General features: G+C 63.5%; 13 protein-coding genes. 5 read left to right on the top strand and 8 right to left on the bottom strand.

The window, feature by feature from the left end; all coding sequences use genetic code 11:
• Positions 1-4 precede the first annotated feature (4 nt).
• The 3 genes from NKH50_RS00585 to NKH50_RS00575 all read right to left on the bottom strand — a co-directional run bounded on the left by NKH50_RS00585 (position 5) and on the right by NKH50_RS00575 (position 3,123).
• Positions 5-1,018 (bottom strand): substrate-binding domain-containing protein, encoded by a 1,014-nt coding sequence (locus NKH50_RS00585; RefSeq protein ID WP_352875968.1) that lies wholly within the window; start codon positions 1,016-1,018, stop codon positions 5-7.
• A 165-nt stretch (positions 1,019-1,183) separates the two neighbouring features.
• The gene (locus tag NKH50_RS00580) at positions 1,184-2,089 is read right to left on the bottom strand and encodes a sugar phosphate isomerase/epimerase family protein (protein WP_502906825.1); all 906 of its coding nucleotides are present in this window, start codon (positions 2,087-2,089) and stop codon (positions 1,184-1,186) included.
• Positions 2,090-2,091: 2 nt separating this feature from the next.
• Positions 2,092-3,123: a Gfo/Idh/MocA family protein gene (locus NKH50_RS00575; RefSeq protein ID WP_352875962.1), complete on the bottom strand. Its 1,032-nt coding sequence runs from the start codon at positions 3,121-3,123 to the stop codon at positions 2,092-2,094.
• Between the two features lie 196 nt (positions 3,124-3,319).
• Here NKH50_RS00575 and NKH50_RS00570 point away from each other — a divergent pair, with 196 nt between their 5' ends.
• Both NKH50_RS00570 and NKH50_RS00565 read left to right on the top strand, forming a co-directional pair.
• Positions 3,320-4,345, top strand: coding sequence for a LacI family DNA-binding transcriptional regulator (locus NKH50_RS00570; RefSeq protein WP_352875959.1), 1,026 nt, complete (start codon positions 3,320-3,322; stop codon positions 4,343-4,345).
• Between the two features lie 308 nt (positions 4,346-4,653).
• Positions 4,654-6,132 (top strand): esterase-like activity of phytase family protein, encoded by a 1,479-nt coding sequence (locus tag NKH50_RS00565; RefSeq protein WP_352875957.1) that lies wholly within the window; start codon positions 4,654-4,656, stop codon positions 6,130-6,132.
• Positions 6,133-6,279: 147 nt separating this feature from the next.
• Here the strand turns inward: NKH50_RS00565 and NKH50_RS00560 are convergent, their stop codons facing one another.
• Positions 6,280-6,945, bottom strand: a complete 666-nt coding sequence (locus tag NKH50_RS00560; RefSeq protein WP_352703521.1) for a L,D-transpeptidase — start codon at positions 6,943-6,945, stop codon at positions 6,280-6,282.
• 321 nt (positions 6,946-7,266) lie between these two features.
• On the opposite strand from NKH50_RS00560, the gene NKH50_RS00555 reads away from it, so the two are divergent.
• A complete protein-coding gene (locus NKH50_RS00555) occupies positions 7,267-8,739 on the top strand; it encodes an MATE family efflux transporter (protein WP_352875954.1) in 1,473 nt (490 codons plus the stop codon).
• 9 nt (positions 8,740-8,748) lie between these two features.
• Here NKH50_RS00555 and NKH50_RS00550 read toward each other — a convergent pair whose 3' ends face one another.
• Positions 8,749-9,936: an MFS transporter gene (locus tag NKH50_RS00550; protein WP_352875951.1), complete on the bottom strand. Its 1,188-nt coding sequence runs from the start codon at positions 9,934-9,936 to the stop codon at positions 8,749-8,751.
• Positions 9,937-10,114: 178 nt separating this feature from the next.
• On the opposite strand from NKH50_RS00550, the gene NKH50_RS00545 reads away from it, so the two are divergent.
• Entirely contained in the window at positions 10,115-10,690 is a 576-nt protein-coding gene (locus NKH50_RS00545; protein WP_352475354.1) for a TMEM175 family protein, read from the top strand.
• 113 nt (positions 10,691-10,803) lie between these two features.
• Here the strand turns inward: NKH50_RS00545 and NKH50_RS00540 are convergent, their stop codons facing one another.
• Positions 10,804-11,085, bottom strand: coding sequence for a hypothetical protein (locus tag NKH50_RS00540; RefSeq protein ID WP_023721174.1), 282 nt, complete (start codon positions 11,083-11,085; stop codon positions 10,804-10,806).
• A 127-nt stretch (positions 11,086-11,212) separates the two neighbouring features.
• On the opposite strand from NKH50_RS00540, the gene NKH50_RS00535 reads away from it, so the two are divergent.
• Entirely contained in the window at positions 11,213-12,076 is an 864-nt protein-coding gene (locus NKH50_RS00535; protein ID WP_352875948.1) for an SDR family NAD(P)-dependent oxidoreductase, read from the top strand.
• A gap of 41 nt (positions 12,077-12,117) precedes the next feature.
• Here NKH50_RS00535 and NKH50_RS00530 read toward each other — a convergent pair whose 3' ends face one another.
• Together NKH50_RS00530 and NKH50_RS00525 are read right to left on the bottom strand one after the other, a co-directional pair.
• The gene (locus NKH50_RS00530; protein ID WP_352703676.1) at positions 12,118-12,549 is read right to left on the bottom strand and encodes a low affinity iron permease family protein; all 432 of its coding nucleotides are present in this window, start codon (positions 12,547-12,549) and stop codon (positions 12,118-12,120) included.
• Between the two features lie 87 nt (positions 12,550-12,636).
• Positions 12,637-13,278: a DapH/DapD/GlmU-related protein gene (locus tag NKH50_RS00525; RefSeq protein WP_352703514.1), complete on the bottom strand. Its 642-nt coding sequence runs from the start codon at positions 13,276-13,278 to the stop codon at positions 12,637-12,639.
• Between the last annotated feature and the right edge of the window lie 11 nt (positions 13,279-13,289).

The raw sequence follows: 13,289 nt of genomic DNA, 5'->3' as shown, positions 1-13,289 counted from the left end.
GAGGTCAGCGCAGCGCCTGCTTGGCGAGCTCGGCGACGATCTCGTAATTCTGCGGCGTGACGAAGCCGGCGCCGGTGTCGACATTCATCGGTGCGAGACCCAGCACAACCTGCTGGCAGAGGCTGAGGATCGGCAGATAGCCTTGCAGGAACGGCTGCTGGTCGGCCGTCAGCTGCACCCAGCCGCCCTTGAAGCCCTCGACGATCTGCGGGCTGGTGTCGAAGCCGAAGTTGAAGATATCGCCCGGCTTCCTGCCCGCCGCCTGCATATAGGTGGGCACATTGCCCAGCATCTGGCCGCCGGGATAGCCAACCGCCTTGACGTCGGGATTGTTGAGCAGTGCCGCGGTGATCACCGGAAGGGCCAGATTTGGGTCGGAAGCCCATTCGCCGCTCGGCGGCGAGGAGAGCTGTATGACCTCGACACCCGCTTCCTTAAGGGCAGCGACAGTGCCGCGCTCGCGCGCGCCGCGGCTCTCGTTCTCGAACGGGCCGATCATGATTGCCTTGTCGCCGGCCTTGAGCCCGGCCAGCTTGACCGCCTCGGCGCCGAGCGCGCGGCCCTGCTGCTCCTGCTGGGCGCCGACATAGCCGCCGCCGAACGCCGCCGTGACCGTCGGCACCGGCACGTTCTGGTACATCATCTTGATGCCGTCCTTGTGCGCCTGTTCGGCCAGCGGCATGATCGCGGCGTCGCCGGGGTGGCCCATCATGGCGATGCCTTGGGGCTTGACCGCGACAGCCTCGCGCAATTGCTGCACCATCTTCTCGACATCCCACTGGGAAAAGATGTAGTCGACCTTCGGCCCGAGATCGGCCGCCGCCTGCTTCGCGCCATTATAGACGATCGTGCCGAAGGCATCGCCCTCGGCGCCGCCGACGAAGAAACGGATATGGACATCCTTGCACCACTGGGCATCGAGCGCCTGCGCCGGCAAGGTCGAGAGTGCGGCGGCGAGCACCATCGCGGCTGCCGCGACGGTCGAGCGCAGAACTGTCCTTCTCATCGCAATGCTCATGCACTTATCCTCCCTTTGTTCCCTCGCTAGCCGAGGGGTTTCGACGATCGCTTCGGCATTGCGCCGCAATCTTTCGCTGGCCGGCACCTCCCGCCGGCTTGTCCTGTTTTTATGCATGTCGTTGTCGCAAAACCGCTGGGCACTTTTGCGCGACATGCATTAGCCTCACACCGGGTTCGGCAGGTAGCTCGCGCCTCCCCGGCATTGTTGGAGATAATCCAGCGCACGCGCCTGGCCGGTGATCTCGAGATCGCCGCGATAGACCGGGTCGTGCCAGCCCTCGATGTCGATGGCACCTTTGTAGCCGGCCAGCCGCAGCTCACTGATCACCCGCGCCCAGTCGCTGTCGCCGAAACCCGGCGTGCGCATCTGCACGAACGGCAGGCGGCCGAACACGCCATGTTCGCGGATCACGTCCCAGCGCACCGTCGCGTCCTTGCCGTGGACGTGGAAGATACGCGGCGCCCATTTGCGGATCTGCGGGATCGGGTCGATCAGATAGACCAGCTGGTGGCAAGGCTCCCACTCCAGGCCGAGATTGTCGTTTGGCAATTCGTTGAACATCAGCTCCCAGGCGTCCGGGTTATGGGCGATGTTCCAGTCGCCGCTGGCCCAGTTGCCGTCCATGGCGCAGTTCTCGAAGGCGATGCGCACGCCCTTGTCGGCGGCCCGCTTTGCCAGCTTCCCCCAGACCTCGCGGAAGCGCGGCAGGCTGTCGGGCAGCGGCTTGCCGCGGATGCGGCCGGTAAAGCCGCTGACCACATTGGTGCCGAACAGATGCGCGTTGTCGATGATCGTTTCCCACGCCTGGAGCACGCCGCGATCGACTTCACCGCTCTCCAGCGGGTTGCCGAACACCCCGATTGACGAGACGACGACATCGGCATCGCCGATCGCCTCGCGGATCTCGCCTGCCAGCCGTGGAATGTCCTTGCCGCCCAGCGTCTGCCAGAAGAACGGCTGGATGCTCTCGAAGCCGAGCGGCAGAATCTGCCTGACATAGGCGGCCGGGTCGTCCAGATTGGCCCGCACCATTGTGCCGATCCTGATGTCGAGCAGCGGGTTTGGCATCATCATCCTTCCTTTTGAGCGATAGCGACCCGGCGCCCGGTTTCGGCGCTCTCGATCGCAGCGAAAACCATGGCCAGGCTTTTGATGTTGTCGGCGCCGCGCGTCTCCGGCGCGGTGCCGGTCTCGACGGCGCGGACGAAATCCTGGATGATGCCGAGATGGCCGCCGACGCGATCTGCCGGGTCGAGCGGCGGCACGGCTATCGATTCGGTGCGGTCGAACAGGCCTTCACGGACCGGCCGCACGACTTCCGCCTTCAACCCGTCCGCGCCGTCCCAGACAATGCTGCCGCGCTCGGCGACGATCCGCCATGTACTGTCCCAGCTGGTACGGAAGCCGGCCGCGCACCAGCTGCCGGCATAGGTGAACAGCTTGCCGCCGCCGAGGTCGAAGCTTGCGGTTGCCGACGACCCTTGCCGATACCAGGAATTGACCGGCTCCCACTCCTGGCAATAGACGCCGGCCGGTTCGCCGGCCACCATGTAGCGGGCTGCATCGAATGTGTGGATCGCCATATCGAGCAGCAGCACATGGCGCATCTCTTCGCGAAAACCGCCGAAATGCGGCGCAACGAAGAAATCGGCGTGGATGCTGGTTGGCGCACCAATGGCGCCGGAATCGAGAAAGCGCCGGATGCGCCTGACATTGGCGACATAGCGGCGGTTCTGCACGACGGCATGGATGCGGCCGGCGCTGCGGGCCGCCTCGACAATGGCACGCGCATTGTCCGGGCTGTCGGCCAGCGGCTTTTCGGTCAAGAGATGGCAATGGTGGGCAAAGGCGGAAAGCGCGACCTCGCGGCGGGCGGCGGGAACCACGACGTCGAATACCGCGTCGGGCCTGGTCTGGTCGAGCACGGCGTCGAGCTCGGTTCCGATGACGGCACTCGAAAGCTCGTATTCGCGCGCCCTTGCCCGCGCCCTTTCGGCGTCGATATCGACCAGGCCGACAATGGCGAGCTCGTCGATCTGCCTGGCTGCATCGAGCCACGCCTTGCTCATCGCTCCGCAGCCGACCAGGACGACATTGATCATCCAGCACTCCTCCCTCTCGGCCCCTCCAGACCGATCGTCACGACGTTCACGGCAGAGCCGCAAACGTTCTTCCGTAAACGTTTACGAGAACACACCCGATGGCGTAGAATGTCAATTGGCCGGCTGTGAAAAATCGTGGCGTCGGCTTGGCCCGGAGAGCAGCCGGTGCTAGCCAAGCAAGGGGGAGAACTGTCCTTTGGCGTCCAGCATTCACGACCTTGCGCGTCACCTGAATATTTCGATCGGCACGGTGTCGCGCGCGCTCAACGGCCGCGCCGACGTCAATGCCGACACACGCCAGCGCGTGCTCGATGCGGCCAAGAAGCTGAATTATTCGCCGAACCAGTCCGGCCGCAGCCTGCGGCGCGGCGCTACCCATTCGATCGCCTTCATGCTGCAGCCGCATCCGGGCGACCAGGAATATGGCGAGCCGTTCTTCATTCCGTTCCTGACCGGGTTGCAGGCCAAGCTCGCCGAAAGCGGCCTCGACCTGATCGTGGTGATGGGCGCGCCGGGCGACTATCAGCAGGAGCGCCTGCGCCGTGTCGTCGAGACGCGGCGGGCCGATGCCGTGGTGCTGGCCTGGACGCGGCGCGAGGACGAGCGCATCGACTATCTGACCCAGGCCGGTTTCCCGTTCGCGACGCTCGGCCGCAGCCGCTCCGGCGGCGATTCCTATCCCTCGCTCGACCTCGATTTCGAAAAAGCCGGGGCTGACGCGGTCGATCGTCTCGTCGCGCGCGGTCACCGCCGCATCGCCGCCATCCGCCCGTCGCTCGACCTCAATTTCGGCTATCTGTTCCTCGCCGGCTATCGCAAGGCGTTGCGGCGGCACGGCATCGAATTCGACCCCGAGTTGATCGCCGACGGCTTCATCAACGAGGCCGGCGGCTACGCGGTGATGCCGAAGGTCATGCACTCCAAGGACCCGCCGACGGCCATCATCTTCAACAACGACGCGATGGCGCTTGGCGGCTGCAAGGCTCTGGCCGAGGCGGGCATCAGGCCCGGCCACGACGTTGCGGTGATCGTCATCGTCGACACCCCGCTCTGCCGCTATTTTTCGCCGGCGCTGACCGGCTTCCGCCCGGCGCTCGAGCCGATGGGCGAGCGGTTGGCCGAAATGCTGCTGGCATCGATCCCGGCTTACGCCGGCGCCGAAGGCGCACGCATCATCCGTGAAGTCTGGCCGCTGCAGCTGATCGCGCGCGACAGCGATTGAGCGCGGCACTTCCCTTCTCCCCTTGGGGAGAAGGTGGCCGAGCCCACGGGTCTTGCCTTCGGCAAGCCAGAGGACAGGCTCAGCTCGGTCGGATGAGGGTGCTCCAGCTCGGCACCGAGGCACTCCGTCCAGCACCCCTCTTCCGTCTCGGCGCTGCGCGCCGATCCACCTTCTCCCACAAGGGACGAAGGAACAAGCGCCCTCTGTCACGCAAGTATCATGTTCGCGTCCTAGACATTTTTCGGAAAGCGCTGGCGGCATGTCGATGCGACGCCCGCTTCGGCTGTTTTGTCACAAAGAGGATTTCCATGAAAAACCTGCACCGAAACGCGTCCCTCGCGGTCGCGCTGGCGATGTTCACCGCCTTGACTCCGGCCTTGGCTGAAAACGCAGCGACCGTCGGCGGCGTCAGCTTTGTCAACAAGGGCCTGGTCGGTGTCGGTCGCATCCCGGCCAGCCAAAGGGACAAGTTCGGCGAGACGTTTGGCTCCGGCTCGGGCATGGCGATCGACGCTGCCGGCTGGACGCATGGCGCCGATGGCTATAAGGGCTCGCTGTGGCTGCTGCCGGATCGTGGCTACAATGTCGTCGGCACCACCGATTACCGTCCGCGCATCAACACGATTGCCATCGAATTCGCCCCGATCGCACCGGGTGCGGCACCAGCCGCCGGCCAGGAACAGTCGGGCCTCAAGGCAACCCTTGCCGACACCATGCTTTTGACCGACGACAAGGGCGCCGACGCAACCGGCCTCGATCCGCTCAACGGCGTGCGCGCCGCGACCGACGACATGCCGATCCTGCCCGAAGCCAACGGCAAGCTCGCGCTCGATAACGAGGCGATCGTGCGGCTGCCCGACGGCACCATGTTCATCTCGGACGAATATGGTCCGAACATCTACCACTTCTCCGCCGATGGGCGTCTGATGTCGGCAACGCAGTCGCCGGCGGCGCTTGTCCCGATGCGTCATGGAACGCCGAACTTCGCGTCCAACAATCCGGGACCGGGCGCGGCAGACCCAGATCCGACGGATCCCGAAACCGGCCGTCAGAACAACCAGGGCCTCGAAGGCATGGCACTGACGCCGGACGGGAAGTTCCTGATCGCTGTGCTGCAATCGGCCCCCAGACAGGATGGCGGCGATTCCGCTTCGACGCGCCAGAACACGCGCGCGCTGGTCTACGATGCCTCGGATCCGGCCCAACTCAAGCTTGCGCATGAATATGTTGTGCCGCTGCCGGTGTTCACCGATGCCAAGGGCAAGACCAAGATTGCCGCGCAGAGCGAAATCGTGGCTCTGTCGGACAAGACCTTCCTGATGCTGGCGCGCGACAGCGGCAACGGCCAGGGGGTGAAGGGCGACACCTCGCTCTACCGCGAGATCAGCGTCGTCGATGTGTCGGCGGCAACCGACATCGCCGGCACCGAGTTCGACAAGGACAAGCCGGTTGCGCCCAAAGGTGAGCTCGATCCCTCGGTGACGCCGGCCAAGCTGACGCCGTTCATCGACATCAACGACAAGACCGAGCTCGGCCACTTCGGGCTGCACAATGGCGCGCCCAATGACCGCAACAACCTTTCGGAGAAGTGGGAGGCGATGTCGGTGGTGAGCGTCCTCGATCCAACACGGCCCGACGACTATTTCCTGTTCGTCGCCAACGACAATGACTTTCTCACCCAGGACGGCTTCCAGGTCGGCGCGGCCTACAAGGCCGAAGATGGCGCCGATGTCGACACGATGTTCCTGGTCTATCAGGTCACGCTTCCAGGCCTAGCCGGGAAGTAGCGACACCCCCAGGCAGGCGGACGCGCCGAACGCGTCCGCCTGCCTGGCACGATCGAACGGTCGGGCCCTTCAGTTGCGGCTCGCCGGCACAAGGATTGTGTTCTAGTGGGTTTGCAAAACCTAAGACTGATGATCCGTCGAAGGCACTTACCTCAACATCTCCGCGTCCTTTGGCACGCCCGCATCGATCGGCTCGGCCGTCCTGTCCGACACGGCGGCGATCTTCCCGGCGGCCGACAGGTTCGGGCGCACGAAGACCGGCGCGACGCCGTCGACGCGGCTGTAGAGGTCGATAATGTCCTGATTCATGAAGCGCACACAGCCGGAGGAAGCGTTCTTCCCGATGGAATCCCACTCCGGCGTGCCGTGCAGCCGGTACATCGTGTCCTTGCCGTCGCGGAAGAGATATAGCGCGCGTGCGCCCAGCGGGCTGTGCGGGCCGGGCGGCATGCCGTCCTTGTATTTCGCCAGTTCCGGCCGGCGCTGGATCATCTCCGGCGGCGGCGTCCAGACCGGCCACTTCTTCCTCGCCTGAACCACGGCGCTGCCGGTCCATCCGAAACCGGCCTTGCCGAGGCTGACGCCATAGCGAATTGCCTTGCCGCCGTCGCGCACCAGATAGAGGAAGTGCTCGGAGGTATCGACGACGATCGTGCCGGGTTTTTCTCCGGTCGGATCGGACACGATTTGGCGCACGAATTTCGGATCGACCTTGGCTACCGGGATTGCCGGCAGTTGATAGCCCTCGTCGACGCGCGCCGCATACATACTTGCGGCATCGCCGAAAGCCGGATCGCTTGGCGCCGCGGTCACTGGCGGCGCCGCTACGTCCGTCGTGGTGCACGCCGAAAGAGCCACGGAGGCCGCGCCCAAAGCGGATGCACCAAGAAACGCACGCCGTTCAGGCGCTCAAAAAACAGCGGAATATCGGACATGAACCCCCGGCTTGCCCATGAGATCTAGGAAAGATGCGGCCCCACGCGTGCAGGATCAATATACGATTCCGGAAGCTTTGAGAACATGATTGGATCAAGGCACGCCAGGCGGAATTCGCAACGCTGCGTCGACCTGTCTCGTTAAATCGGCAATCATTGCGGACCGGACTCAAGATAAGCCTTCGCCGAGTTGCCTGCCATGGACGACAAGATGCCCGCACGCCGGCGGACCAGCGACCTCACCAGTGGACCTATCCCGCGTACATTGCTGCTGTTCGCCCTGCCGGTGCTCGGCTCCAATGTTCTGCAGTCGCTCAACGGCTCAATCAATGCCGTCTGGGTCGGTCGTTTCCTCGGCGAAGCGGCGCTGACCGCCACGTCCAATGCCAACCTCGTGCTGTTTTTCATCCTCGGCACCGTCTTCGGCATCGGCATGGCGGCGACCATCCTGGTCGCGCAATCGGTCGGCGCCCGCGATCTGCCCGAAGCCCGCCGCATCGTCGGCACCAGTGCCACCTTCTTCTTCCTTGTCTCGGTGGTGTTCGCGGTCTGCGGCTGGATCTGGGTCGATACAATCCTCAATGCGCTCGGCACGCCGGCCGATGCGTTGCCGCTGGCGCGTTCCTATCTGCGTATCATTTTTCTCGCCGTACCGATGATGAACCTGCTGTCCTTCGTCATGACGGTGCTGCGCGGCGCCGGCGATTCGCGCACGCCTTTCCTATTCATGGCGCTGGCCGTCGTGCTCGACGTCATTTTGAACCCGTTGCTTATTCTCGGCATCGGCCCGTTCCCCGAACTCGGCATCGCCGGCTCGGCCGCCTCGACGCTGATCGGCCAGACGGTAAGCGTGGTTGCCATCCTGATCGTGCTTTATGCGCGCAAGCACCCGCTGCGGCTGGCCGGCGCCAATCTCGCTCTGCTGCGGCCGGACCCGGCGCTGCTGCGCATTGTCGTCTTCAAGGGCGTGCCGATGGGCCTGCAGATGATCGTCGTTTCGGCCGCGGCGCTGACGGTGATGGGCATGGTCAACTCGTACGGCTCGCAGGTCGCGGCTGCCTACGGCATAGCCGCACAGCTCTGGACCTATATCCAGATGCCGGCGCTCGCCATCGGCGCCGCGGTCTCGTCCATGGCGGCGCAAAATGTCGGCGCCGGGCGCTGGGACCGGATTGGCCGCATCGCCACCTCCGGCGTCGGCTTCAACCTTGTGCTCACCGGCATGCTCGTCGCGCTGCTGTTCGTATTCGATCGCGCGGTGCTCAGCCTCTTCCTTGGCAGCGACAGTGCAGCAATCGACATCGCCACTCACATCAACAAGATCGCGTCGTGGTCCTTCATCCTGTTCGGCATCACCATCGTGCTCTTCGCCACCGTGCGTGCCACCGGCGCGGTGATGCCCCCGCTGATCATCCTGGTGATCTCGGTGCTGCTGGTGCGCACCAGCTTCGCCTATTTCTTCCGAAGTGCGATCGGTGAGGAAGCGTTGTGGTGGAGCTTTCCGGCCGGCTCTATAACCTCGCTCGTGCTGGCCGCGGCCTATTATCGCTTCGGCCGCTGGCGCAGCCTGCACATGATCGAAAGCCGGCCGGCTGCCGGCGAACCGCCGGATACCGGCCTCGGCGTACCGCGCCAGCGCGCGCATCTTTCGCCCGAGACACCGAACGGCTGAAAGGTCGGCTCAGCGCGCGTATTTCGCGCCAAACCCGAGAGCGACCAGGGAAAAGACGACAATCATGCCGGCAAAGGCCAGGCTTGCCACGGTCGCACCTGCCACCGTCGACAGAACGCCGATGCCGATCACCGGCAGCGCGTTGCCGCAAAAACAGCAGATGAAGAAGGCCGAGACGACTTCGGCGCGCCGGTCCGCTGGCGCGATCTCGTTCACCACTTGCAAGCCGCCGCGATAACCGAGCGCTGCCGCCACGCCGCACAAGGCGGTCCCGGCAATCATTGTGGCCATCGATGCGAAGACCTGCGCCGCAACAATCAGCGCGACGGTTGGAATCATCAGCGCAAGCGCCGCGAACATCGCGGCTCGGCTCGAAAGACGTGCCGTCACTACAATGGTGGCGGCCGTCACGATCGCCAATTCAAAGAACAGAGCGCCCGCTTCGGCATGGTTGGTTACCTGCAGCTGCTGCGCCAAAATGCTCGGTGCGAGTGCTGCATAAAAGCCGACCAGTGCCATTGCGCCAAAGCCGGTCACCGCCGGCGCAACGAAATTTGGGCGGATGGCATCGGGCACGGAAAGGCGCGGCCGCGTCGAAACGTCAGCCAGTTTCCCCGGCCGCGAAACGGTTTCCTGCGTGCGCCAGACCAGCAGGGTTACAGTCGCGAGCATCGCCAGGTAGACGACGAATGTCAGCCTGAGCGGCCAAGGCGCGTATTCGGCGAGCAACCCGGCCCCCAGCGCACCAAGGCCGAGACCGAGGAAATTGGTGCTGGTGGCAATCGTCGCCGCCTGTGACTTGTCGTCGGTCGGGAGCAATTCGGCAAGCCAGGCGGTGCCGGTACCCGCGCCGACGCCGATTCCCAATCCGCTCAGAATTCGGGCGACGTCGAGCCAGGCGACATTTTCGGCGAACAGGAAAACCACCGCGCTGACGACGGCCACCGCCATTCCGGCCAACGCCATCGGACGGCGCCCGATGACATCTGACACACGCCCCAACATCAGCAGCGCCGCCAGATTGCCGATGACATAGACGGCGTAGACCAGCGTCAAAGTGATCTGCGAGAAGCCGAAGACCTGCTTGTAGATGATGTAAAGCGGCGTCAGCGCGGTGCTGCCGGCGAAAAGAGCCGCGATCATGGCGGCCACGGCGGCCGCTGCAGCGCGCCCGCCGAGTTCGTAATCGCGCGTCATGACTTGAGCGTGAGCAGTCATTTTTCGGACCTTCTTGCTGTTCGGGATCTGACACCCTAACGCCTTTTTTTCGTCAGCCGTTCCCCCCTCCCCGACTTGCTCCTGACAATTTTGGCAGCTTTGCGATGGCGCTGAGCGAGATCCTCTTTTAACTTCAGCGGATTGTCAGGGGAGATTGATGGGCAAGGGACGAGTCGAGGCATTCACCGATGGCGTGGTCGCCATCATCATCACCATCATGGTGCTGGAATTGAAGGTGCCGCATGGCGAGGATTTTTCCGCGCTGGCGCCACTCTGGCCGGTATTCCTCAGCTATGTGCTGTCCTTCATCAATGTCGGCATCTACTGGAACAATTTGCACAACATGTTCCATACCGTGCAGCGGGTCGACGGCCGCGTGCTGTGGGCGAATCTCAACCTGCTGTTCTGGCTATCGCTGATGCCGGCGACGACAGCCTTCATGGGTGAGAACCATTTCGCGCCGGTGCCGGTCGCCGTTTATGGCGTCGACCTGGCGCTCTGCGCCATCGGCTTCAACATCCTCACCATAGCCCTGCATCGGCTGCACGGCAGCGAAACCCTCTTCGCCAGGGCTTTGGGCAATGACCTCAAGGGAAAAATCTCGCTGGCCCTCTATATCGCCGCCGTCGCGCTGACCTTCGTCAATCACTGGATCGGTGTCTCGATCTATGTCCTGGTGGCGATGGTCTGGCTAGTGCCGGACAGGCGCTTCGAGCGGCTAATCGAGAAATAGGCAGACCAAGATCCCGAACCGAAGGACCGCGTCAACGAAAAGTGGATGCCGGTTTTCGGAAAAGATCATGAGAAGATAGAGCCCATACCGAATCTTATCGAATGAAACAGGCTCTAGCCTCGCATTTCTTTGAGCTTTTCCGCTACCGAAGCGGCAAGGTCGGCGTAGCGCTCCTCCAGCCGCTCGGCCGCTTTGATCACTGAAAAATCATGGCCGAATTTTTCCAGCGCCATGCGCAGCTTTTCGACGAATTCGGCCTGTTTTTCGAGCGCCGAAAACAGCGTTTTCACTTGCGCTTCGCTGATGTCGGGGTTGGCAAGCATTTGCGGCACTTCGCGGCTCATCTGGTCGCCGGTTGCGGTCTGTTCTTTCAGGATCTCGATCCAGTCGGTCAATCGTCAGTCTCCTTTTCGATATCAGCATGCGCAGCGCCCGCCGACGCGGTCAACCCGAAGATGTCGCACCGGCTTGCGCGAGCCTCTTTCCGCGCTAAGTTCGCCGCGGCCAGAACAGGAGAAAATCATGACCACCGACGCCGAGATCCAGACCGCCCTGCCCGCACTTGCCTCCGGTAATGTCGCCGTCATCACCGGCGCGGCCAGCGGCATCGGCCTCGCCGCGGCCAAACGGCTGGCGGCGATGGGCATGAAGATCGTGCTGGCCGATATCGGCGGCGCACGCCTCGATGAGGCCCGACATGCCGTCGCTACCTTCGCCGGCGAGAGCGCCGTGCTTGCTGTCGCCACTGACGTCTCGAAAGCCGACGACCTCGAACGGCTGGCCGAAAGGACATTCGGCACCTTCGGCGACGTCTCGCTTCTGATGAACAATGCCGGCGTCGGCAACAACCCCGGCAAGCCGTGGGAGAACCGTGACGCCTGGAAGCGACTGCTGGACATCAATTTCTGGGGTGTCGTGCATGGCGTCGAGGCCTTCGCGCCGCGCATGCTGGCGGCTGGAAAGCCCGGCCTGATCGTCAATACCGGCTCCAAGCAAGGCATTACCACGCCGCCCGGAAACCTCGCCTACAACGTCTCCAAGGCCGGCGTGAAGACCTATACCGAGGGCCTTGCACACGCGCTGCGCAATGAGCCCGGCGCAAACGTCGCGGCGCATCTGCTCATTCCGGGGTTCACTTTTACCGGCCTGACCGAAGGCGCCACCGAAAAGCCGGCCGGCGCCTGGACCGGCGAGCAGGTCATCGACTTCATGCTGGCCTCGCTGCTGCGTGGCGACTTCTACATCCTGTGTCCCGATAACGAGGCGACCCGGTCGATGGACGAAAAACGCATGGCGTGGGCGATTGGCGACATCATCGAGAATCGTCCTGCTCTGTCGCGCTGGCACCCGGACTACAAGGAAGCCTTTGCAGCATTCATGGAATGATCCCGCGACCGTTCGGGCAGGAACCCGGACAACAAGCTCGCTCACGCCGCCGCGTGCTTCTTCGCGTTGCGCTTTTTAGCCACCGCCTTGGATGCGGCCATGTCGGCGATCTGTTCGTCGTGCCGCTTCGCCGCGCGTTCACATTTGGCGCGGATTTCCTCGAGCTCGGATTCGGTCAGGTGCTCGATGCCGATAAAGGTATTTTTGGCTTTGCTGACGCGGATCAGCTCGTCAAGCTTGGCCTGGATCGCCGCGCTGTCGCGGTTCTGGGTGTTCTGGATGAGAAACACCATCAGGAAGGTGACGATCGTGGTGCCGGTATTGATGACGAGTTGCCAGGTATCGGAAAAGCCGAAGACCGGACCGCTTACCGCCCAGACCACAATGATCAGGAAACAGACGGCAAACGTCGGCGGCAGACCGGCAAGATGGGCGATATAGTTGGCGATCCTGGTGAACAGCTTTTCGATCATGGCAGGGAGAAACAATCGGCAACTGCTTCGAGTTCCCTGCGAGGAGGAATTCACTGTCAAACCGTGCACGCGCCGCGCTCGCAACGATCAGGTAGCGTCGTTTTCCCAGCGGTCGAGGAAAGCCTCGATGGGCAAGGCCTGCATGTCGGGGACTGCCCTGGCCAGTTTCTCGACCGGCCAGTCCCACCAGCCAAGACGTTCGATCCGGGCCGCAGTTCCCGCGCTGAAGCGCTGCCGCAATGGCCTGGCCGGAACGCCGGCGACGATTGCATAGGCCGGCACGTCTCGCGTCACAACCGCATTGGCACCGACGATCGCGCCGTTGCCGATCACCATGCCAGGCATGATCACGGCGCCATGGCCAATCCAGACATCATGGCCGATGCTGACGGGTCTCGCCCGCCGCCGGTCGCGGAATGCCTGATCGACACCCAGCCAGCGAAAGTACTCGTTGGGCCGATAGCTGACTTTGTGCTGCGTCAGCCGCTCGACCGGATGCTCCAGCGCATTGATGCGGCTGTTGGCGGCAATCGAGCAGAATTTGCCGATCGTCGTATAGATCGCCTCGGCATGCCGCTCGAAGTAGGAAAAGTCGCCGACCATCACCTCGCGCAGGATGACCCGCTCGCCGATCGATGCGTAGCGTCCAAGCTTGCAGGCCTTCAGTTCCGCCGTCGGATGGATGCGCGGCTCGGGATCTTTCAGGACAAGGTGTTCGGGACGGTCCATGCGGGCGCTTT

The sequence above is a fragment of the Mesorhizobium sp. M1027 genome (assembly GCF_040318745.1).
Lineage (GTDB): Bacteria > Pseudomonadota > Alphaproteobacteria > Rhizobiales > Rhizobiaceae > Mesorhizobium.
The sequence above is the reverse complement of the archived record's forward strand: the minus strand, read 5'-3'. Positions and strand labels throughout refer to the sequence as shown.

What these genes read in the sequence shown, in the direction of transcription:
- NKH50_RS00545 (WP_352475354.1), top strand. Translation starts at nt 10,115, where the DNA reads ATGGGCAAGGGACGAGTCGAGGCATTCACCGATGGCGTGGTCGCCATC.
- NKH50_RS00580 (WP_502906825.1), bottom strand. Translation starts at nt 2,089, where the DNA reads ATGCCAAACCCGCTGCTCGACATCAGGATCGGCACAATGGTGCGGGCC.
- NKH50_RS00530 (WP_352703676.1), bottom strand. Translation starts at nt 12,549, where the DNA reads ATGATCGAAAAGCTGTTCACCAGGATCGCCAACTATATCGCCCATCTT.
- NKH50_RS00550 (WP_352875951.1), bottom strand. Translation starts at nt 9,936, where the DNA reads ATGACGCGCGATTACGAACTCGGCGGGCGCGCTGCAGCGGCCGCCGTG.
- NKH50_RS00525 (WP_352703514.1), bottom strand. Translation starts at nt 13,278, where the DNA reads ATGGACCGTCCCGAACACCTTGTCCTGAAAGATCCCGAGCCGCGCATC.
- NKH50_RS00555 (WP_352875954.1), top strand. Translation starts at nt 7,267, where the DNA reads ATGGACGACAAGATGCCCGCACGCCGGCGGACCAGCGACCTCACCAGT.
- NKH50_RS00535 (WP_352875948.1), top strand. Translation starts at nt 11,213, where the DNA reads ATGACCACCGACGCCGAGATCCAGACCGCCCTGCCCGCACTTGCCTCC.
- NKH50_RS00585 (WP_352875968.1), bottom strand. Translation starts at nt 1,018, where the DNA reads ATGAGCATTGCGATGAGAAGGACAGTTCTGCGCTCGACCGTCGCGGCA.
- NKH50_RS00565 (WP_352875957.1), top strand. Translation starts at nt 4,654, where the DNA reads ATGAAAAACCTGCACCGAAACGCGTCCCTCGCGGTCGCGCTGGCGATG.
- NKH50_RS00575 (WP_352875962.1), bottom strand. Translation starts at nt 3,123, where the DNA reads ATGATCAATGTCGTCCTGGTCGGCTGCGGAGCGATGAGCAAGGCGTGG.